The organism is Novipirellula herctigrandis (assembly GCA_007859835.1).
GTDB classification, from domain to species: Bacteria; Planctomycetota; Planctomycetia; order Pirellulales; family Pirellulaceae; genus Novipirellula_A; species Novipirellula_A herctigrandis.
Map to the genome: position 1 here is coordinate 149,411 of SJPJ01000001.1, position 19,642 is coordinate 169,052.

13 protein-coding genes are annotated in these 19,642 nt (G+C 52.6%); 3 read left to right on the top strand and 10 right to left on the bottom strand.

All coding sequences use genetic code 11. From position 1 onward, the window contains the following. The first annotated feature begins 540 nt into the window (after positions 1 to 540). Positions 541 to 1,467 (top strand): outer membrane protein assembly factor BamB family protein, encoded by a 927-nt coding sequence (locus CA13_RS00545; protein ID WP_146393810.1) that lies wholly within the window; start codon positions 541 to 543, stop codon positions 1,465 to 1,467. Between the two features lie 114 nt (positions 1,468 to 1,581). Here the strand turns inward: CA13_RS00545 and CA13_RS00550 are convergent, their stop codons facing one another. The 7 genes from CA13_RS00550 to CA13_RS00585 form a co-directional block, all read right to left on the bottom strand. Next, positions 1,582 to 4,020 (bottom strand): BNR-4 repeat-containing protein, encoded by a 2,439-nt coding sequence (locus tag CA13_RS00550; protein ID WP_146393812.1) that lies wholly within the window; start codon positions 4,018 to 4,020, stop codon positions 1,582 to 1,584. Positions 4,021 to 4,609: 589 nt separating this feature from the next. Then, the gene (locus CA13_RS00555; RefSeq protein ID WP_146393814.1) at positions 4,610 to 6,154 is read right to left on the bottom strand and encodes a TolB family protein; all 1,545 of its coding nucleotides are present in this window, start codon (positions 6,152 to 6,154) and stop codon (positions 4,610 to 4,612) included. Positions 6,155 to 6,157: 3 nt separating this feature from the next. Further along, positions 6,158 to 8,086, bottom strand: coding sequence for a DUF6057 family protein (locus CA13_RS00560; RefSeq protein ID WP_146393816.1), 1,929 nt, complete (start codon positions 8,084 to 8,086; stop codon positions 6,158 to 6,160). A 728-nt stretch (positions 8,087 to 8,814) separates the two neighbouring features. Next, complete coding sequence (locus CA13_RS00565; protein ID WP_146393818.1) at positions 8,815 to 9,543, bottom strand: PEP-CTERM sorting domain-containing protein; 729 nt, start codon at positions 9,541 to 9,543, stop codon at positions 8,815 to 8,817. Between the two features lie 386 nt (positions 9,544 to 9,929). Next, positions 9,930 to 10,166, bottom strand: a complete 237-nt coding sequence (locus tag CA13_RS00570) for a hypothetical protein (RefSeq protein WP_146393819.1) — start codon at positions 10,164 to 10,166, stop codon at positions 9,930 to 9,932. Positions 10,167 to 10,366: 200 nt separating this feature from the next. Continuing rightward, complete coding sequence (locus CA13_RS00575; protein WP_146393821.1) at positions 10,367 to 11,821, bottom strand: sulfatase family protein; 1,455 nt, start codon at positions 11,819 to 11,821, stop codon at positions 10,367 to 10,369. Positions 11,822 to 12,502: 681 nt separating this feature from the next. Continuing rightward, positions 12,503 to 13,729, bottom strand: coding sequence for a cellulase family glycosylhydrolase (locus CA13_RS00585; RefSeq protein ID WP_419193765.1), 1,227 nt, complete (start codon positions 13,727 to 13,729; stop codon positions 12,503 to 12,505). Positions 13,730 to 14,243: 514 nt separating this feature from the next. Between CA13_RS00585 and CA13_RS00590 the strand changes: the two genes are divergently transcribed. Then, positions 14,244 to 14,516: a hypothetical protein gene (locus tag CA13_RS00590; RefSeq protein ID WP_146393827.1), complete on the top strand. Its 273-nt coding sequence runs from the start codon at positions 14,244 to 14,246 to the stop codon at positions 14,514 to 14,516. Positions 14,517 to 14,598: 82 nt separating this feature from the next. Here the strand turns inward: CA13_RS00590 and CA13_RS00595 are convergent, their stop codons facing one another. Both CA13_RS00595 and CA13_RS00600 read right to left on the bottom strand, forming a co-directional pair. Beyond that, positions 14,599 to 15,147 carry a DUF7577 domain-containing protein gene (locus CA13_RS00595; protein ID WP_146393829.1) on the bottom strand — a complete coding sequence of 183 codons (549 nt, stop codon included), beginning with the start codon at positions 15,145 to 15,147 and terminating at the stop codon, positions 14,599 to 14,601. A gap of 80 nt (positions 15,148 to 15,227) precedes the next feature. Continuing rightward, a complete protein-coding gene (locus CA13_RS00600) occupies positions 15,228 to 15,932 on the bottom strand; it encodes an acyl carrier protein (RefSeq protein WP_146393831.1) in 705 nt (234 codons plus the stop codon). Positions 15,933 to 16,370: 438 nt separating this feature from the next. Here CA13_RS00600 and CA13_RS00605 point away from each other — a divergent pair, with 438 nt between their 5' ends. Continuing rightward, positions 16,371 to 17,135, top strand: a complete 765-nt coding sequence (locus tag CA13_RS00605; RefSeq protein ID WP_146393834.1) for a DUF1559 family PulG-like putative transporter — start codon at positions 16,371 to 16,373, stop codon at positions 17,133 to 17,135. A gap of 170 nt (positions 17,136 to 17,305) precedes the next feature. Here CA13_RS00605 and CA13_RS00610 read toward each other — a convergent pair whose 3' ends face one another. After that, positions 17,306 to 19,114: an alpha-amylase family protein gene (locus tag CA13_RS00610; RefSeq protein WP_146393836.1), complete on the bottom strand. Its 1,809-nt coding sequence runs from the start codon at positions 19,112 to 19,114 to the stop codon at positions 17,306 to 17,308. Positions 19,115 to 19,642: the final 528 nt, after the last annotated feature.

Consider the following 19,642-nt stretch of genomic DNA (forward strand, 5'->3'; position numbering starts at 1 on the left):
TATTTTAGAGAAGGCACGCGGGCGTTTTTCGTTTTTTCCCCCGTTTCTTGCGGGCAGTGTGGAGCTCTCTCGCCCGCTGGCGTTTTCTCCGCTTCAAACCCGTTCTGTCGTTACTTGAATCGAGCTTTCTTTCTCCATCGTCTCATAGCTGGCGTTCGGTCAATCATGGTTCCAAGCACCTAGAGTGACTCACCGAGCGACGCCAAGGTGCGGCGTGGACTTGAAATCCAATGAAGAACAGAGACTCGGTACCAAGATATCGCCAGTGTTGAGCTTGCCCACCATTCTGATGAGCAAATGAAGCTGCGACTTATGAACACGCTTGCCGATCGAACGACTGCCTCGACGCCACCATTTGCACTGCTTGAACCACCCGTCTCTACTGTGAATAATGCCCGGCGGAGCTATTTAAATACACGCAATACTTACATCCGCGGTCGGGGCATCGGACCACGTACTGCTCCAGTCTGAACGCATGCTTTTGGCTTATACTTGCCACATCGCAACCAAGCCGCATCCCATCCAAAGAGAGAAGAAGCCATGAACAATCCGCTTACGTATGCAATCACGATACTCCTGAGTAGCTGTTTTCCGTTGGCCGCGTTCGCTCAACTGGATACACCGTTTGTTCATGGCACGCTTTCCGGCTCTGTGTTGGCTACCGGTGGAGGCCGTATCATGCTGCTCGATCAAACCGGAACCATCCAGTGGCAACATCAGGGACAAAACTGCAGTGATGTTTGGATGTTGGACAATGGAAATGTCCTCCACGCTGACAACAATGTGACGGAGATCGATCCTAAGACGAACGCCATCGTTTGGTCGTATCGCCCTACTCAACAGAAGGGTGGCGCGACCTTTTCGTGCCAGCGTCTCCTGAATGGCAACACCGTCGTGGGGGAAAACTCCGCTGGTCGCATCGTGGAAGTTGATAAGAGCGGTAAAGTTGTATTTGAACTTAAGCTTCCGCTGACCGAACCGGGTAGCCACAACAACCTGAGAATGGTTCGCAAGCTCAAAAATGGCAACTACTTGGTTTGCCACAAAGGTGAATCACTCGTGCGCGAATACACGCCTAATGGTGATGTCGTTTTTGAGGTAAAGGTCAGTGATGTCCCGTATTCCGCCGTACGCCTGGATAGTGGCCACACAATGGTTGGACACATCAATCATATTTCGGAGTATGACACGCAAGGAAACATTGTGTGGCAATTCAATAAGAACGAATTGGAAGGACTCGACATTGGCATGATCTGCGGGATCCATGTTCAACCCAATGGAAATGTGGTCATGGGGATCTACCGAGCTGTGCAAAAGGCAAATGGTGCCGGACTGCTTGAAATCACCCGAAGTAAGGAACTTGTATGGCGGTATGCCAACACATCCTCGAAGGCGGACCGAAATATGATGAGCGTTCAGCTTCTCGATAGTGACGGCAAACCGCTGCCGGGCGATGTTTTGCGGTAGGGAGAAAAGCGAATGCGGACCTCCTGCCGTTCTAAATGGCCATGCACATTTTGTCAGCCGGTCGCGGATTGGCATTGGCCGCTGTTGTGCCCCGAGCAAAACGAAAGGGGGGAATCAATTTTCAAGCGAAATCCAGTCATCGTCACCCGCCAATTTCCACGTTTCCCCATCATCAGGACTGGTTAGTAGCGAGCGACGAGATCCAACGTGGTCATTCCGATAAAACCAATAGGTTGACCAATAGTCGTACGATAACCACAGTCGGCCAGTGCGATCGATTGTCAAACGATGGTAGAAGATACTGTAGTCGGAAAATGCGGCGACAACTAAAGGCATCGGAGTGCTCCAAGGCTGCCCCGCTGGTTTGCGTGAGTAAGCCAGAACGGCATGCATACTTTCCGGATGGGGCTGTTCATTGAAGGTCCACATTCGATAGACCGCGTGCAGGGTTCCATCTTGTCCGGTAACTAATCCAACGTAGGTTTGCCGGACATCTGCGATCGGCTCGGTAGCTGTCCAGCCTGTTGAAGTGTCGTTCGACTTGAGCGACTTGGCGTAGGGGAATGGTTTGCCGTGCGTGCCTATCAATAGATGAAGGAACCCATCGCCATCGATGGTGATGCTGGGCGAATTATGCACATCGTTGGCTGGCGGGCCATAGCCAATCAAGGTCGGCTCGCTAAGGTTTTTGAATTTGCGATTGTATGTCACCGCGTAACCGGGCACTCCCGGGGGCTTCTGCTTTGGGTCCGTCGCCTGGCCCCAGACGACATGCACTTTTTCGCCCTGTGAGACGACCGAAGACGGGATGCCGGAATGAGCGGACTGCCCAATACAGTGATCTGAAATCGCAATCGGATCTCCGATCGAAATTTGGCCTTTCGCCTTTTCAGGTAAAAAAAGATCGAGGTTGTGGATTCTTCGCCACATCAATTTCGGATCTGATGCCGTTCGAGTGTAACGAACAATCGGCGGTGGGCCCGTTGGAATGTTGTGGCCCGAAAACTGTTCGATATCAAACGAGCGAGAGCGGTTTTCCTGACCAGCAATCGCAAAGGCTGCAAAGCTGGCGCCGTGGTCGGATGAATGAAGCAGCACGGCGGTTCTGCCGCACATGCCCAAAATATAGAGGTCGTTGTCTTGATCAAACGCGACCTTCGTGCCTGATGCGCGAATCGCACCGTCACCCACCGAGGCCTCGCGCCGTGCGCCGCTCAGGTCGTTAGCGACCCATGATCCATCGACTCGTCGCCAAAGCTGGCGGCTGGACAAAATATAGGGACGATTTTCAAGATCGAAATAGACCTGGTTGTCTTGCGGATAATCGACTCCATAACCGAATTGATTGTTTTCGTGCTGATATGGCTTCAGCGTGATCGGCATGTTCAACGAGGACGATGCCGGTGGTTCGCCTGCTTTGACCGTTAACGTCGCATAGGTTGAAAAGTGCGGGGTGCTTTCAGGCGTTGCGCGAAGTTGAAGCGTTTGCGTTTGCTGTTCGACTGACGAAGAAAACGAAACGGTTACCTCAGCGGCTGACTTTGGTTTCAAACTGACATGGTCCTGCGATAGTATGGCTGGCCATTGTTGATCAGGAAAAACCAAATCGAGATGAAATGTTTGAGTTTCAGATGAATTGTTGTGGATGCGAAAAGCCTGTATTTTGTGTTGATCACCACCCTGATAAATGGTCCGCTGGTACGGTGTCATCAGCCAGCGATAGGATAGCAGTGGAAACCATGTCTCTCGGCTTGGCGACCAACAACAAAGATCTTGGTAAGCATCGTTGCGATCCCAGCGAGTCACACCATCGATATGAACGGTTGCTTGGAAGGTATCGAGATGGATCCGCCATGGTTTTTCACCACGTGTTTTGTCGCTGGGGAATTTGCATGCTGCTTTGCCCTGTTTATCTATCTGCATCGATTGAACGAGGCGATCGTCGGCGTCAAAGACCAATGCGTTGTCAAGACTCTTTGCTAATCCGGTCATTTCGATCCCAAACGATCCGGCTTGAGGGACGAAGCAGATATTGCCTGGCTGATTGGGTGAGTCGACGACAATCGGTTCTTCGTGTGCGGCATCGCGATGGCCCCGAGAGGTCTCGATAAGGAACTTGGAACAATTCGTTCGAAATCCCCAACGCATCGCGGCACCATAGCGGTCATTCGCCACAGTGATATTCAGTGCGTAGATCCCCTTTTGTTTGACGATCGTCGAGAACCGAATTCGCTGTGTCGGTCCAATTTTGCTGCCGCGAGGGAGACCGTCGTCTGGAATCAGCAGTTCCTGGACGAGTTCTCGGTCGGGCGCAACCAAAATAGCTCGCAAATGAGTCTTTCGACTTGAGCGATTGAGATCTTCCTTTTGCACATCAATGACTAATTCACCGGGCTCGGCCAAGAAGTAGACACCGCCGACACCACCGAGCCGCAACGAAATGTCGCCCTCATTCAAATCCGCAGGCACGGTCGAACTGGCTGTAACCCCGCTGCTGAATGCAACCAAAAGCATCGAGCCCGTGAAATGTGCGACGAAGGATCTTATCGACATGATTTTGTTCCCAAAATGCGGCGACGGGACGTGGGCTTGTGAAACCGCTATGCAAGGAGCGGCAAATTTGAGTTCTGCACCAGTTGCACCGTGGAAATCGTAGCAGAAATGGTCAACGACTTGTTGGTTTCATCAAAGCCGTGGAGGCATGGTGGCCTATCGCAACACGAAAATAGCGTTTTTGCCTTCTCTATTGAGAACAAACGGGGGCAGGACTCAATTGCCAGTCCGCGGGTGAGCCGCGCGGCTCTTGTCGCGGCTGTTGCTTAGGCAAAATGGTATTTGAACGAATGGCCGGAAACCACGGTCGTCGAGCCGTCGAGTAATTGGTCCGATCCGTATCAATACCTGCGCATCTTGGCGGAGTAGAAAGGAAAGGAGTTTCGCGTCCGGCCTTCGCTTCCCGAGCAACGGAAGAACCACCAATAAAGCATGGAATTACAATGTCGTATCGTTCTATAGAACTGACCGATTGCGACGAACAGTTGCGTGATGGTTTTGCTGATTGCCTAGTTCGGGTATCGATGCGTTTGCACAAATCGGCATGACTTGTCTAGCGACCTTGGCGTGTCCTTTCTTGGACGGGCTACTAACGATGTCCCGGTTCCCAAGGCTCGGACATGTCAACCAACGTGGTCGCTTCGCTCATGGCGTCAACACCGAATGCGTCCTCGGATCGCGCGACGCGAGCCATTTCTTGTGCGTCGATTGGAATCGGCGCCGAAGTTAGCTCGGGCACACTCATCGACTTGAGCAGCGAATCATAAGCTTCGGGGTCATTTTGCGGCAGGATAAATGGTTTGTGCGCCTGGCCGGATTCATCGACAAAACTGAGGTAGCACCGAGTGAAGACTCCACCACGTCGTCTGCTGCTAAAAGCGATCCAACGTGAATTGCTAGACCAGGAATGCCAAGCTTCAGCGGAAGAACTGTTGATGTCTGGCTTCATGTACTCGCGAGTTTCCAGATCCATGATGTAGAGGTCGCTGGTGGGTTGATAGATCGGAAAACATCCGTAGCGGCACATGCAGAACAGAAGAAACTTGCCATCCGGTGAGATGCGCGGCTGCAGAATACTCAGGCCGGTTTTTTCTGCAGACAGAACCAGTTCTGGTTCACCCCATGTGTCGGTCTCTAGGTCATAGTGGATCCGCATTAGGTCGTATTTGACCTCCGCATAGCGTTCAGGAGGAACGGCATCGCTGTCTTCCCAGAGGATCGGCGCACTACAGTAATACAGGTGCTCACCATCCGGCGACCAACAGGGGTAAGTTTCCAGCCGCTTTCGGTCGGATGCCTGTTGGATCAAGCTGACTTGTTCGGTTTCAACATCGAAGTATTCCAACGCGGAATCCATATCGATGACATCACGAACAGAAGATTGGGCGGTGTGAAAGAATTGACGCACTTTGTTGATGGAATAGACAGCAAGCCGTCCACTTGGATGCCATGTTGTGTATCCGAGCTTTCTGCCCAGCTTTTTTGCTTCACCATTGGTGACCACAATTGCACCGCTGCCATACTGACTACTGCGCATTCCGATACACATTTGATTAGGGCGATTGTTGCTGAAACTGTGACAGTTCACACAGCCGTGCTCGATTGCCTTTCCTTCAATAACCGGCAACTTCTCATTGGTGGCAAGGTCGTGTTGGAAGATCGAGATCTCGTTCCAAAAATTGTGAATTTGTCCCGTCAGGCGATAGACCAGATGGCCATCAATTGGGTGTGGAGCAATCCGATTGTTGATCGATTGGAACTGCTGCCAGCGTCCTTCGACTTGCGAGTACAACTCGAAATGCAGATCCTCACCACGATTTGCTTCCAACAGTGATCGCCAAAGCTGCGGAGGTATTTCGATTTTAGGAGAACGACTGACGACCCGAATCGGAGTGGTATGTTTGGATCGTATATTGACGAGGAACCGCGTGCCTGGTTCTTGGACAACGAAGTTCAACGGGGCGATGTTTGGCGGAATTACAGCGTCCGAAAAATCGGGCCGAATATGTGGTAGACGGTCGATGTTAGCGGCGTCTTCAATATTCCAGTTTTCGCTTCGGAACCACATCCAAGTGCCGGGCAAAACTAGAGCCGCCAATATAACTAAAAGGGGCGAACGTGCTTTTCGTGTCATATTTTACAGGCCCGATGCACCAAATTTGAAATAGAAATAAAATGTCGTGCCGAGTCCTGCCGCGATGGCTTCCGCTTGTGCGCCTTGGTTGTCTGTGCCATAGCGTCTCCCGATACGGTCGAACTGAATCGCCTGATCGATAACGTGTGCTCCAATCTGTGCGTTGGGCTCAGGCATTCGCCCGTAAGTTTGGAGTGAGTAAACAACGATCGCTTCTTGAATATGGCGAGGCAAAGGTTGAAACTTTAGGCCAAGCGGATGCGCTAGCGTTTCGATGATTTTGTCTGTGCGGCCAGTGTGAAGGTAGTTGGCAATCAGCAACTCGAATGCAAAACGGTTGTTTGGATCGTCCTGCAGTGACGCTTTCAAAACTTCTTCATTTGTCTGATCGCCAGCATGGTCAGTGCGAATCATCAATTTTCGAAGCTGACGGACTCGAGGATCACTCGCCAATTGTGGATCCTCTTCAAGTTCACTTAGCATCGCCCTTGCCGTGCGGCGATGAAACGGCTTCTTAAGCCGTTCCCTCAGGAACATCATTGCCGTTTCCGGACGATCCTTTAGGATGTTGATTACAGCTAGATGCTCTAGAAGTTCGGGCGAATCGGAAAGGGTTTCGAGCGCCTCACAAGCACATCGTTGTGCCAAATTCACCTGCCCCAACTGTAGATAGACTTGGCTTTCTTGAAACGAGGTGTAGGCGGTTTGCTGAGCTTTCGGCAATTGAAGCAGACTGATTCCTGGTACCTGCGTGTAACGGAACATATCTTCGCTCAGTTGTCCCGCACCGGCATGATACAGCGCGAGTTGGATATTCCGGATACAGTAGACGTTGTACTGTCCTTTCGGAAGGTCTTGTGCGATCGATAGCACCTGAGGCCACATGCCTCGTTGCGCAAAGTCGTTTATCCGTAATATCCGTCGGGTCTCAACGTTGGAAGCTGACCAAGCAATGACACCTGCGACAGAAAATACTATCGCAATCTGAGATGCTCCCCAAAGGTGCTGCTTGTTCAGCCAAACGCGCACGTTGGCCGCTGCGTCGTGTGTCGTCGTTTCCGAGTCCAACGTGCGGGATTCTGGACTACCTGCTTTTGCCTTCCGAAAACGATGGAAAAGAGTCGTTGTCGCGAGTGTCGCAGGGAAAATCAAATGCATGATTAACATATAGCGAATGCACCAGGACTCGACGCCCGGCGTGTGTATGAAAAATCCGTCGTACGCATTCCTGATTGCGTTTTGAAACAGAGCCATGCCGACAGCCCAAGGCACGAGGGCGCCGACGCAAACTGCCGCAACGCCAAGTGGCCATCGTCGCTTGACGAACGTTTCGTAAATAGCGACCAGTGCGTTAAAGAGCAATCCGGCGCTAGGTCCCGCAGTGATGTAAACCACTGTGCTAATTGCAAGCAGGCTCGTGGCAAGCAAAAGGACAGGCCGCTTTACAACAGATAATCGTGATGCGACGAGGTACAGAACAAAGCCCCCCAGTGCCGTTAGTACCGATAGGACCGGTCGAATTGGGTGGTTATAGCCTGCCCAGGCTACTAGCATCATCATCGCCGGCACGTAGCGAGCGACATGCCCACGTTTGAATCCAGATTCAAAAGCCAAAACGTCCATTGCCAAACACATCAGGTACGCAGCGCACGAAATGATCAAGGCTCCAGCCCAACTCCACCAGAAGAACTGTGTCAGCCAACGGGCGGCATATTCGACAAGACCTCCGGGACGAGATAGGTGTTCGGCAAAAAACGACCAACCGATTGAAACAGAAAAGGGTTCCAATGGCATGGTGATGCCGAGGCTGTGGTGGATCAAATGAGGATCGATCACCAGCCACACGTAAAGAAAGAACGCCAGCAAGAAAAATGCAGTATCCCACCCAATCGTTCGAATCGATTTTTCAATGGTGCCTGGGATTGGCTTCACGATCATCCCTCTGCCGAATGTGACTATTGCGGAGCTCCGTCGAAACCGCAAGCGACTGCGTCACGAGGATAATAGCGTTGGGAGATAATAGCATTGGCAGGTCGGATAACGCAACGGTGGAGAGTAACACGCAGATATTGGCAACCTCAAGTGCGTCCCGGTTGTGGAGCTAAGGCTTGCCAGTTCAATCACGGCCATCTTTTTTTTATCTCACATCCGTTTTTACTGGACGGATCGCAGTCCTTGCTTGCCCGCAGGACGCATTATAATTCCATGCTCGAACTTATTGCTGCCGATTCGGATTTCCTTGCGCTGGTAGTTGGTACCGTGCTTCACACCGTTGTGTGCCTTTTCATAGCGCGATACCGCTCGGCTCACATAGCGGTTTTCTGAGAAATGTCCGCCCCAGAACGGTTCATAGTATAGGACCTTCGCGCCCGGGAGGAGATCGGCGATAGCCATCCCTAGCTCGATCACCACTACCACATTAGCGCCGCTAGCGTGTCAAACGGACTTGTGATTCTCTACAGAGCCATCATGTTCCGTTGGTCTGGTCTCGACCGAACCAACGTCGCCATGGCGCCCCTGTGCTTCACTCGCTTTTAACTGCGTTTGAGCTGAACAGGCGACTTTCACCTTCAGCAAATCGACTTGCTCGGCACACCGAAACAAAAAAGCCACGCGGGGAGCGTGGCTTTTCCATTTTCAAAATGAATGAACTGACTCAACTAGCGCCGTTTTCGGCGAAGCAATACAAGCCCGAGGGTCCCAAATAGAGTCATCGATGACGGTTCGGGGACCGCCGCAACGGTGTTGAAAGAGATGTTGTCGAAGGTGTACACACCCGGCGCTTGTCCAACAAAAGTCTGCAGGATCAAGGTATCGACACCGGCTGTCGGTAAGCCACCATCATTATTTGTAGTGACCTGATCGTCACCGCCGGATTTGGAAGTCCCGATCCATAGTTCGAACGCGTTGTTCGCAAGAGTCTCTGTGGTGGCATCCGGTGCGGCGTAGGTGATCGGCGCTCCACTAACGTTGAAATAGTAATTGATCGTGGTTGACGTGGTGATGGAAGCCATGTTCAAGGTGTCTGAAAAGTCGGCTACCGTGTTGGAGCCTGTACTACGCTCGTCGCCATCGACCATTTGGACGAACAGACTTCCGTTACCAGTCCCAGTGCGGAAGGCATCGAAAGTGAAGTTTCCGGCTAGAGCGGCGGCGGTGGACTCCATTTCAACGCGATCTGATCCACCATCAGGTGTAATAACCAGGGCACCACTGAGGTAATCTAGGTTCCCTGCCACATCCATGTTTCCGCTTCCAGTGGCAATTGCCCTGTCGGTAGCGGCATCGTCCGCGTCGAGGAAGGTTTCGGACCAGACCAAATCCGCGTAAAGGTTGGAGCTTGATAGGAAAACAAGACTGAAAAAGATTCTAGCGATCAATTTATTCATGCTGTCGCTCGTTCGAAGAGACCAAGGGGACCCGGCTGCGTGGCAATGTAAAATGGGTGATCCACGTTTGAGCCATGTAGTTTCAAAACCTACTGTCTACTGGGGTAGGCCCACAGTCTACTGGGGTAGGTAGGCGCCGTCAAGAAATGGGGGCAGTTTCCGGAGGATTCAGCTTCCGGAGGATTCAGCGATCAGGAATAGGTGGCAGAAGCCCAAACACAAATTGACCAAAAAAAGACAGGGTAAAATCGACTAAAGAGCCTGTCGCTGCCGGGATGGATCGGTTGGCATGAACGTAGACGTTTCCCGGCCAGTCCGCCTCGATGGCGTGGTCCGAGGCGCCACCACTGGGTCCGTCCGTTGTGATTGTTAATTATCCCGATGAATTACGCGCCCTCGGGGAATTCAACGTCCACCGTCAACGCAGTGTCGTTAACGGTTAGCACATCACTGTTGCAGGTCCGTTCCCATTTGCCGTTCGCATAAACACCTCCACGATCAACTCGCTGGATCCGATGGTCGGTGCTGCGTCCTCGATGCCTGCCCACGCCGTCATCATTTTGCCAGGCCTCGATCCCCTGAACACCGCCATCGCAGTGCAGGAAGATGGAGGGATCAAGCATCCATTCATTGCGCAGCACGTGGCTTCATTGAGCTGCACGTAAATCGGTTTCGACCGCTTGGCAGACGTTTGCTTCTAAGTGGTGAACGCTTCTGGCAATCTTTTGGCTTGGGTGAGGTATCTTCGGCTTTGTCGACACCGTTAAATTCGGTGTGCATGAACACGGTGCGAATATTCAGTTGTTGCCGCCCCACAAGCTGCTTAGTTTGCATGCGACCCAGCACGGGGTGTCCCGGGGCCATGAAGATGTTCTCCACGCCGGGCGGCTTGGAGGGCTTCGGGAGTATCGACTGCAGCACCGGGATCCGATTGAGCATCCATCCACGCATCGAGCGCTTTGCTGAGTCGTGACTTTGATTCCGCGTGCCTTGCATCGTCGGCGAGATTATTCATTTCGTACGGGTCGTCGGTTGTCAGATAGAATTGTTCCGATGGGCGGCGCATGTAGCGTTTGACTCGTTCGTATACATCGGGTCGTTTTACAGGATCGGCACCGAGCCATGTCGCCCAGTAAGGATTGTTGAGCAGGCCGCCACCCATCAAATGCCTTTCGATGTAGAGTTCATCCGGCATCAGGTTGCGGATGTACCGATACTTGCCGTCGGTAACCGAGCGGATCGGATAGCGCGGGCCCTCAGGCAGGTTGTTATGGATACCGTACGCGAATTCGCGATGCGTATCCGCGGTGCCGCGCAGCACAGCGGTGAAACTGGTTCCGTCAAAGTCGGACGACCCTTTTCCACCTGCCAGATCGACGAGCGTTGGCGCGATGTCTGCGTATTGAACGAGCGCGTCGGTGCGAACGGCTTCGGCTATCTGGCCCGGCCACGACGCAATCAACGCCGTGTGAAGTCCCGTATTCCAGTTCGTCCATTTGCAGCCCGGGAACTGCGAACCTTGTTCGGATGTAAACAGCACAACGGTATCTTCGTTCGCGCCAGCTGCTTTGAGTGTTTCGAGAATCTGCCCCACCTGGCCGTCCATGTAAGTTATTTCGGCCAAATAGTTCGAAAAGTGTTTTCGTGTGAGGGGCGTGTCGGCGATATTGGGCGGAAGTTTCAGCCTCTTTGGCGGGTATTGAGACGCATCTCCCATGACCCACGGAATATGTGGGTCGACCAGCGCGACCACCAAACAAAATGGTGAGTCATGTTTGTCACTCGACATGTAGTCGCGGATGCCTGACAAGTCCGATGGACGAGTCGGATCCCTTACGCAGTTTGGGTCGAAGCCGCCAACGTTGTCGAACGGAAAAGAGGTTTGCGGTAATACGTGAACCTTGCCCGCGATCCCCACTCGATAGCCGAGTGGATTAAGCAAGTGCGGAAGGCTTTTGGTCGCAGGGCGGCTTGCAGAGTGATTCCACGAGCAACCATTGGTCAGCGGGTATTGGCCCGTGAACAGTTCGGCTCGGCAAGGTTGGCACATGGCCGACGCAAGATAGGCGTGGTTGAACGTCATGCCGGTTTTCGCGAGAGCATCGATATTCGGCGTCTTCGCGTTCTGTCCGCCATAGAGCGCAAGGTCGTTGTAGGTGCAGTCGTCGGCCATGATGATTAGAAAATTTGGCTGCTCGGATGCGCCGGCATGCACCGGACCAGCTAATGCAAGCAGCAGAGGGATCATCAGGACACGTTTTATCTCGAACTCTTTCATTATTTTTTTCTTGGCGGGGTGTGGGGTTGGTCGTGTGGCTGGTTTGGCAGTCGCAGCAGGGTATTTCAGACTTACAAACGTTCCACGGTTGGTTTCGTGAATGTGTACTTCCGGCATCCTGTCAGCAGCGCGGCTCGCAATCTCGAATCGCTTGTGCAGCTCGAATAAAAGTCAGTGAACTTCATGCGTTGGGCGGACATCTGATTTCGGTTGGGTGTTCGCTGTCCGGTGGCTCTTTTGAATTCGACATCGTCGTACGTCATGTCATCAATATATCATCATTGAAGATGATGGTGACGTCGAGACGCATCGGCTTATCTTCCGATCCGGTCGCGAAGAACGATAGGAGCCCTAAAAGCAATACATCAAACTTCTTTCTCTTCGTCGTCGTTGTAGCATGTTTTTCAAGAATGGTCTTGTTGCCAATGGATTGGCTCTATTTCGTGTTTGGTTCGGTAATCGTCACGGATCGCAGTGGCTTGATCCAGTCGCGTTGCTGTGGGGAATCCGTGAATCGGCGTTGGGTTTGAATCGCATCTGCCTCGGCGTAAGAAAAAAACACGATGAACCCCAACACGATAAAACTCGAAAAGATGAACGCAGGATAGGATGAATCACGACGCGTTCATCATGTTGGTCATCATGGATGACGTTCCGTTTTCATCGCGTGGGTTCGTCTCTCTACTGGGCTCCGGTCAACTTCTTGAATACATCGATCTCCTTGGCGTCAAACGGCGAGCCATCGGTGCGCAGCAAGTCGTGGAACCAGAGTTTCGGCTCGGGAAAGGGTTCGCCTGGCTTCACCACGTTGCCCTGATTGCGATCAGCAACTAAATCGCGGCCCTTGCGACTTTCCCAAGGCCAGATTGTCCCTGACTTTCCGGAAACGAATCCCCAGTTCACGGCGCCAACATGATGTTCTTTTAAAACAGGAAGGCATGCTTGCACGGTGCTGCCTCTCGTTCGAGCGAGCCATTCGGTAACGATGATCGGACGACCGTCGTGTTTGTAATCGAGAATCAACTTCTCAAGAGCCTCCGGTGGGCTATAGCTGTGGATCGAATGGATGTCGGAGTTACTGCGATTGATGGCGATGTTGCCGCTGCCAACACTACCGGCCGAATTGGAAGTGATCGGTTGAGACGGATTGACCTGGCGCGCCCACACCCATGATTGATAGACGAGCTGATTCGAACGGTCGCCCATGCTAGAACGCGATCCCTTCTTACCTGCCATATTGCCGGATTCACCGCGACCGCGGCCTGGTTCGTTGTAGAGTTCCCAGAACAGCACACGGTCGTCGTCCGCGAACCGTCGCATTGTTCCCTGGACGTATCCGCGCAATCGGGAAACTTCCTCGGCGGTCGCCTTTCCCTCGGAGAACCTCACAGCGAGATCGCGTGCCGGGCAGTTTCGCCAGCCCGAATTGTGATACGCCTTGACTGGCAACGGCTGAGAGCCCAATTCGGGCTCGGGGTAATGGCAATCATCAAAGAACACAAAGAATGGCCGGATCCCATGCTTTTTACATAGGTTGAGAAATTGGTCCATGCGGTCGTACATTCCCTTCTCGTCATCGGCCCAAACGAGATCATGTAAATAGACCCTCAGCGTATTCATGCCGATTGCAGCGGCCCAGCCAAGCTCCTTGTCAATGGTCTCGGGATCAAACGTCGAGGCCTGCCACATCTCGATCTGGTTAATAGCCGTTGCCGGATAATAGTTACAGCCTACCAGCCAAGGCTGCTCGGTATACCAAGCGTTCGCCTTCGGAGCGGGCCAGCGTCCCTCGACGGTAGGAAATTCCAACAAACGATTACCGCCGACGCGGTTGCCCTGCGTTTCCCGATTGGTCCCCTGAGCAAGGGCGGAGGATGTCAGCAAGGCCAACAGGCCGAGTGTTGGCATTGTTATGGTTGGTCTCATACAGATTCTCGTGTCTGATTCTTCTGGTGGTTAATTTGGTTTGATTGGCGTTAGGCGACTTTGGACCGATCAGACGCCCAACATGATCTGACTCTCGGCGGGGCTTGTTGCTAAGGCATATTCCCTTGGATCGCTGAATGCGTTGCTGTGACTTGTGATTGTCGATCTGATCTACGAGTGCGCGAATCAGTCGCTATAAGTCCGACGTACAAATTGGAAGGCGAGTTGGCGGCCGCCTTCGCTGAGCTGACTAACATCTTTCGTCAACAGTAACGCATGGTGACCGTGCTGTTGCTCGACGTCAGCTCGATTCGCTTCCGCAAAACGTGTTCGGTCGGTTCATCCGCACTCAGGATGGCTACATCTTATCCGAGATACGATCGATAACAGTCAATCTCGACATCGATTGTCTGCGAATTTTAGCGGATTCTTCTCGATTGCACTTTCGACGCCCCCCTGAAGCGGCTGAGGCTTTGCGTACCAAAGAACGAGTGCGATGTCCAGAATTGCATCGGCGGTTGTCCTTAACAACCGCTACCCGAGCGATATCCGTTTGCTCGGAGATGAAAGTGGTCATCTTGGTGCCGAACATCTTACGGAATCGATTGTTGGCGTCATTTGGATGCACGCTATTGCCTTCCGTGATCCACTATGCCTTCAGCTGTTCCTGATCGTTTCGTGCAGAGTGGGATGCGGGCTGATCGGCACGCGAGACACCCGCTATCGATGTTCAGACTGGGACGTTTGTAACCCTGCGGGCAAGACGTAGCGTCCGAGCCTGCACCTCTCGTTGTGCGGCGCATTCCAGTACACGGTTGCGAGGAGTGTCTTGTGGCGTTGTTCTTGTTCAGCTATACGAGACGATTATCGTTTTCAGCTTGGCACTGCCAGCACACATCAAACGTTGGCTCGTTTCGTTCGCCGCACTGTTTGCATTGCCACTTTGGCCCGAGTTCCGATTCCGTTTCGAGATCTTTATCCTGGTCCGCATCGTAGCCGTCACCGACTTCGACATAGTCGATCAGCCATGCTGGTAGCTTCACCTTTACCGTTGGCGGAGTTCCAAGCGTTGCGGTCATCGAACGAAAACCGACGATTGGCGTTCGTGTTTCTTGAACATCATGAAAGTCCGACCAGGGGATCCATAAAGTCGGATGCCCGATCCGGAATGGAATCATCACGGACAATCCCAGTCCCCGCTGGGATACGCACAGCGTGAGACAGGAATTGTAGTTGACGCCGCCTATGTTTCCGGACTGACAGTAAAAGGCTTTGCAATCAGGTAAGGTTCGGTCCGGGTATCTTTCCGCTAACTTGGCCCAACCACTCAGGAATGTCAGTAAGAATGAAATTCCGCACCACATTAGCGGCAACATGATGACGACAACGAGCGGGCTCATTAGGAGTGATTCCGTTGTGGCAAGCTCTCGAGTGCATTGGATGGTCAATTGCATTGGACGGGCGACACCTCATCAATCGATCAATCCATTCCAAGATCATAAACGAAGTTTGCGTTTAGGGTGACAGCTTGTTTCTTGACGCCGAGTTGTTCGACGATGATCCACTGCAGAACATTCCAAACATCACTGGCATTCCACGTGTTGCTCGATTCGGAGAGCTTTGCGTAATTCAGTGAGACGATCTGAGTGACAAGACCTCGATAGTCAGAATACGACGGTGCCGTGCAAATTGCGAACGGTTTTGTCACGACGGCAAGGATGAGGCCCGCCAACACGACGCTAAGTAACGTCATAATGCCAGTCAGGCCGGGGCGATCGGAAATCAATGACGAAGCCAAAACCAACCATCCAATCGTCGCCGTGATCAAGACAGCAAGCAGCCGCAACCAACCAGGCCGCTGGAGTGGCGGAAAACGAAGGTCCATTTCGTATTGAAGTTTGGCCCACAATCGAGGACGGTCTCGACGGCGCAACGATTCCGCAACGCTTGTCGTTGGGCGGATCGCTGACGGGTTTGGAACGTATGGAATTAAATGGCGGCGGAGCGAGTAGAACGTCGCGGCAGTCACGCAACTCGTATTGTCGCGAGTGATATCGCTAGTTTCCTCAAGGACAATGGCGTAGAGGTCGCCAACCGTCCTAACCATCGATGCTCGGTCCTCAGGAATCGTGATTCCGAAGGACTCTTCCACTTCCATCAAGATTTCAACTGCATCAAGCCCCATGGTCTTCCTTTGTCAGCAACGAGCGCCCGCATGATCTCGTATTATTGCCGATACCAACACCTTTGAAAACGTCTATGATGTGCTTTGCGACTAAACCTGCCAATTCATTGCTCATGAATGCCCTTTGAACGGGAACGCGGTTTGAACGGGAACGAGTGTTTGTCGCGATTATGACTGACGGCCCGTTTGGGATATCCGGTTGTGATCTGCGCTCGCTCGGTGTTTGTTTTAGAAGCGACGATAGATCACGGGTCCAAGACAATGGAAATGAAGTTTGCATCGTACTGCGACCGACAGCATGGGCGTCACTGACAAGCATGACCGCGTTGATTACGTCTGCATTCGTTGGTTTTTCGTGGGGCGGTATCCTCACGGAAATAGGATAGCGATTTGGTTCGATGAATTGAAAAAACGGAAACAAGTAAGTGGAGCTGAGCGATGCGTCGGTCAACTGCAGTTTGGATAATGGTTGTCGTTGTCTCTTTGGTGATGGCTCTGAAACTGACGATTGCAATACGCGATGCTCGGCGCGTGGCTCTGTGGATGAATGGGCGAGGTTGTTTGAAACAATTGGCGCTTGCACTACATAACTATCACACTGCCCACGGTTGTTTTCCGCCTGCGTACCTTGCCGACGCTTCAGGACAGCCAATGCACAGTTGGCGGGTTTTGGTACTTCCTTATGTCGAGGAACAAGCCCTTTACCAACAATATGACTTCACGAAAGCCTGGGATGATCCGGTGAATCTACGTTTGGTTGACCAGATGCCGCGGGTTTTCCATATGCCTTCAGAGGTTGAAAGTGATCGATTTACAAATGTCGTTGCTGTGACAGGCCCGGGAACGGCATTCCAAGGAAGCGAGGCCAAACGCATCGAAGAGTTCACCGATGGCATTGAGAACACAATCGTATTGACGGAAATAGCAAACTCGAACCTTCTTTGGCTTGAGCCTCGAGACATTGACGTTGAAAAATCCGTTTCAGATAATCCAGGCCCTGAAGACTTGACAATATCGTCTTCCCCATGGCGTGACCCTTGTGTGCTTTTTGCAGATGGAAACGTGAACTTCAGTTTGACACGCAAAGCCACTTTGAAGGTGATCCAATCGCTCTCAACGATCCAGGGTGGAGAATCGATGAACTTAGACGAAGCAAACAAAGAAGGCTATCTAGCCGACGCCCAAAGCAACGAATTGCACTGAAAAAATAACGGGGCGATGGATAAATGAAACGAGCATTGGCAACTCCTTGCATAGGTGCTCATCTCACATCGGTCATCGGAAAGCTTTGAGCTTTGCGAACTCGCTCCGGCGACGCAGGTGATGCAACGGTCATGAGCAAGCCGCACTCGACGCTGCTAATATCCCACGCCTCATGGGATCAATTCAACAATCCCCCAAAGGTCGATCCTGTCGACATGAAGCTCCGTCGTGTTGCCCTTGCGCGTTAGCGAAAGTTCGATCGGTTCCGCCTTGGGCGAGTGCATCATGGCTTTACGGAATGTTCGGCCTGCGAAAAGTGAATCGGAAAGTCGTACCGCGAAGTCCAACTGGGGAACCATCGCATCGGACTTGCCGTCATATTGACGGTTCAGCAGGTGCAACACCGCGGGCGATTGATCGTCACCGACTTTCGTGCGAGCGACTGCCATGACTTGCTTGTCGCCGGTGATCTCAATCGGCTTTCCAATCAGCTTGGCTAGTCGAGCGTCATCGATTGTTTTCAGCAGTCGGCCCTGCTGGTCCACTTCATCGAGAACCTGTTTCTGTGTGGGGTCCATCCAGCGAGTATCACAGGCGGTGACCACGGCGGCAAACTTGTCCAGCTGCGCGGCATTGATGCGATAGTCGAGCCAATTATCGCCGGCCACGACTACCGTGAACGGTATGCTGCGCTCAGCCAGCGCGACGCATGTGGCTTCGATTTTGCCTTGGTTTTTTCGGTTGGCCGCGTTGTCGTAGACCACCGCGACGGGAGCAACCGCTTCGTAACCATTGAGCAATCGTGCCTGATCGCCGATGAATCGGTATAGCCAAGCGTATTGCTCTTGAGGTCCGTTGTACCAATGCGTCCCCTTTTCCGATGTGTAGCACCACTGCCGATGCGGTGCCATAAAGTTGTGCCCCAACGCATACGATAACGCCGCCCAACTTCTCACGAGGGAAGGTCTTCCTTCTTCAGCGACCCGTGCCCAATCTTGGCCACTGGCGGTCGAAGTGATCGGCCGGTCGAGTCCGTCGCCAAGTTTGTAAATGGCGATGGGATGCGTCGCCACCGCCAACGTCTCGGCCCGGTGAGGCACTTCGCAACAAAAGTAAGTTAGCTCTGGCGCGATCGACAAAGCCTGCGGGTTGCTCAGACCGGAATTGACGCAAAGACTCAGCGGCTTTCCCCGAATCTGCTCTGCACGGCGACGATACGCGCGCACATACTGCGTATTGGCTCCGACATGGAAGTCGTAGAATTCGTCGGCAAGCGGCAACTGGCTACGGCGGTGGTTGTAATCCTTCGGATCGACATTCTTATCGATTAGAAATTGCCGATAATCGAAATCGTTGAGGTTTTCGATACCCAGTTCGACAAGTTTCTCTTTAGAGACCTCGTCGGCAAGATACTGGCGGAACTCGGCCAAACAGTGACGGCAAAAACAGGCCGACAGCCATGTGACCGCCCCCGAACTTCCGCGGTAGTCATCGATATGAAGTCCATCTGGGTTCAATGTCATCCGTTGTTCGAGTCGTGATTCCAAAAAGCGGCGATACAGAGGGCTGTTGGTGCACCACCACCAAGATGGTTGTCCCTTATGTTGATGGTCCGTTAACCAAGGAGTGACGAAGGGTTCGCCGCTATAGTTGCGGGCGGCTGCGTCGAGAAAGTCGGCACTGAAATCAATCATCCCTTGAGATTCGGTGAGCCATCCAACGCTGACCGCGAAATGTCGCACGCCGGCGGCGTGTGCTTGTTCGATGTGTTGTTTACTTTTTGACGATCCAGCCCAGCCCAAAACGGTACAACCGTATGGTTCGTACATGGTCGGATCGTCATACATAAAGACAACGTCGCTGCGGCGAATCTGGCGAGTCGCGTGCTCGTTTCCCTCTGCGGAAACGACAGTTCCGCCTGGTAAGCCAAACAACGCGAGGGCGGCGAGTGGGATCAACGCATGCAATCGGTTCATCATTGAGCTGCCTTTCACTTGACGACACTGCAATTCGAGACGCCGGATTGAATCTTTCGTACCGACGCAGTCTGTTTTATAACACAGTGTCATCTTTGTTTGGTTGGCTGGCGCACGGGCAAACTTGGCTGGCGCACGGGCAAACAACGATGCCCCTATTCATGAAACGGACTCCGTGGCCCATCGATGGGGGACGGAGAAGTTTAGCGTGTCTGGCTTTGCTGCTTGCGTCCTCGCACTTTAACTTGGTGCCGTAACAAAGATCATCGCGTCGTGCTGTAGGGTTTTGTCGTACATGCCCCACCCGAAACAGGTATGCCCTTCTGGCCTGTCGTAATGTCTCGGCCCCACTTTGTTGCCGTTAGGAAACACTTCGTAATCGTGACCATTGTTTTGGGGCTTCCGATCGAAACTCTGAGGTTGTTGCACCGCGTATGGATCTCTTTGTCGTTCGGGATCGGTTTCGTACTGTGCGCACGTTGATGTGCAACTGCAATGTTTGGATAAATGGTGCCCCCTTTAGGCCTAGCG

What these genes read in the sequence shown, in the direction of transcription:
- CA13_RS00545 (WP_146393810.1), top strand. Translation starts at nt 541, where the DNA reads ATGAACAATCCGCTTACGTATGCAATCACGATACTCCTGAGTAGCTGT.
- CA13_RS00550 (WP_146393812.1), bottom strand. Translation starts at nt 4,020, where the DNA reads ATGTCGATAAGATCCTTCGTCGCACATTTCACGGGCTCGATGCTTTTG.
- CA13_RS00555 (WP_146393814.1), bottom strand. Translation starts at nt 6,154, where the DNA reads ATGACACGAAAAGCACGTTCGCCCCTTTTAGTTATATTGGCGGCTCTA.
- CA13_RS00565 (WP_146393818.1), bottom strand. Translation starts at nt 9,543, where the DNA reads ATGAATAAATTGATCGCTAGAATCTTTTTCAGTCTTGTTTTCCTATCA.
- CA13_RS00570 (WP_146393819.1), bottom strand. Translation starts at nt 10,166, where the DNA reads ATGCTTGATCCCTCCATCTTCCTGCACTGCGATGGCGGTGTTCAGGGG.
- CA13_RS00575 (WP_146393821.1), bottom strand. Translation starts at nt 11,821, where the DNA reads ATGAAAGAGTTCGAGATAAAACGTGTCCTGATGATCCCTCTGCTGCTT.
- CA13_RS00585 (WP_419193765.1), bottom strand. Translation starts at nt 13,729, where the DNA reads ATGCCAACACTCGGCCTGTTGGCCTTGCTGACATCCTCCGCCCTTGCT.
- CA13_RS00590 (WP_146393827.1), top strand. Translation starts at nt 14,244, where the DNA reads ATGTCCAGAATTGCATCGGCGGTTGTCCTTAACAACCGCTACCCGAGC.
- CA13_RS00595 (WP_146393829.1), bottom strand. Translation starts at nt 15,147, where the DNA reads ATGAGCCCGCTCGTTGTCGTCATCATGTTGCCGCTAATGTGGTGCGGA.
- CA13_RS00600 (WP_146393831.1), bottom strand. Translation starts at nt 15,932, where the DNA reads ATGGGGCTTGATGCAGTTGAAATCTTGATGGAAGTGGAAGAGTCCTTC.
- CA13_RS00605 (WP_146393834.1), top strand. Translation starts at nt 16,371, where the DNA reads ATGCGTCGGTCAACTGCAGTTTGGATAATGGTTGTCGTTGTCTCTTTG.
- CA13_RS00610 (WP_146393836.1), bottom strand. Translation starts at nt 19,114, where the DNA reads ATGATGAACCGATTGCATGCGTTGATCCCACTCGCCGCCCTCGCGTTG.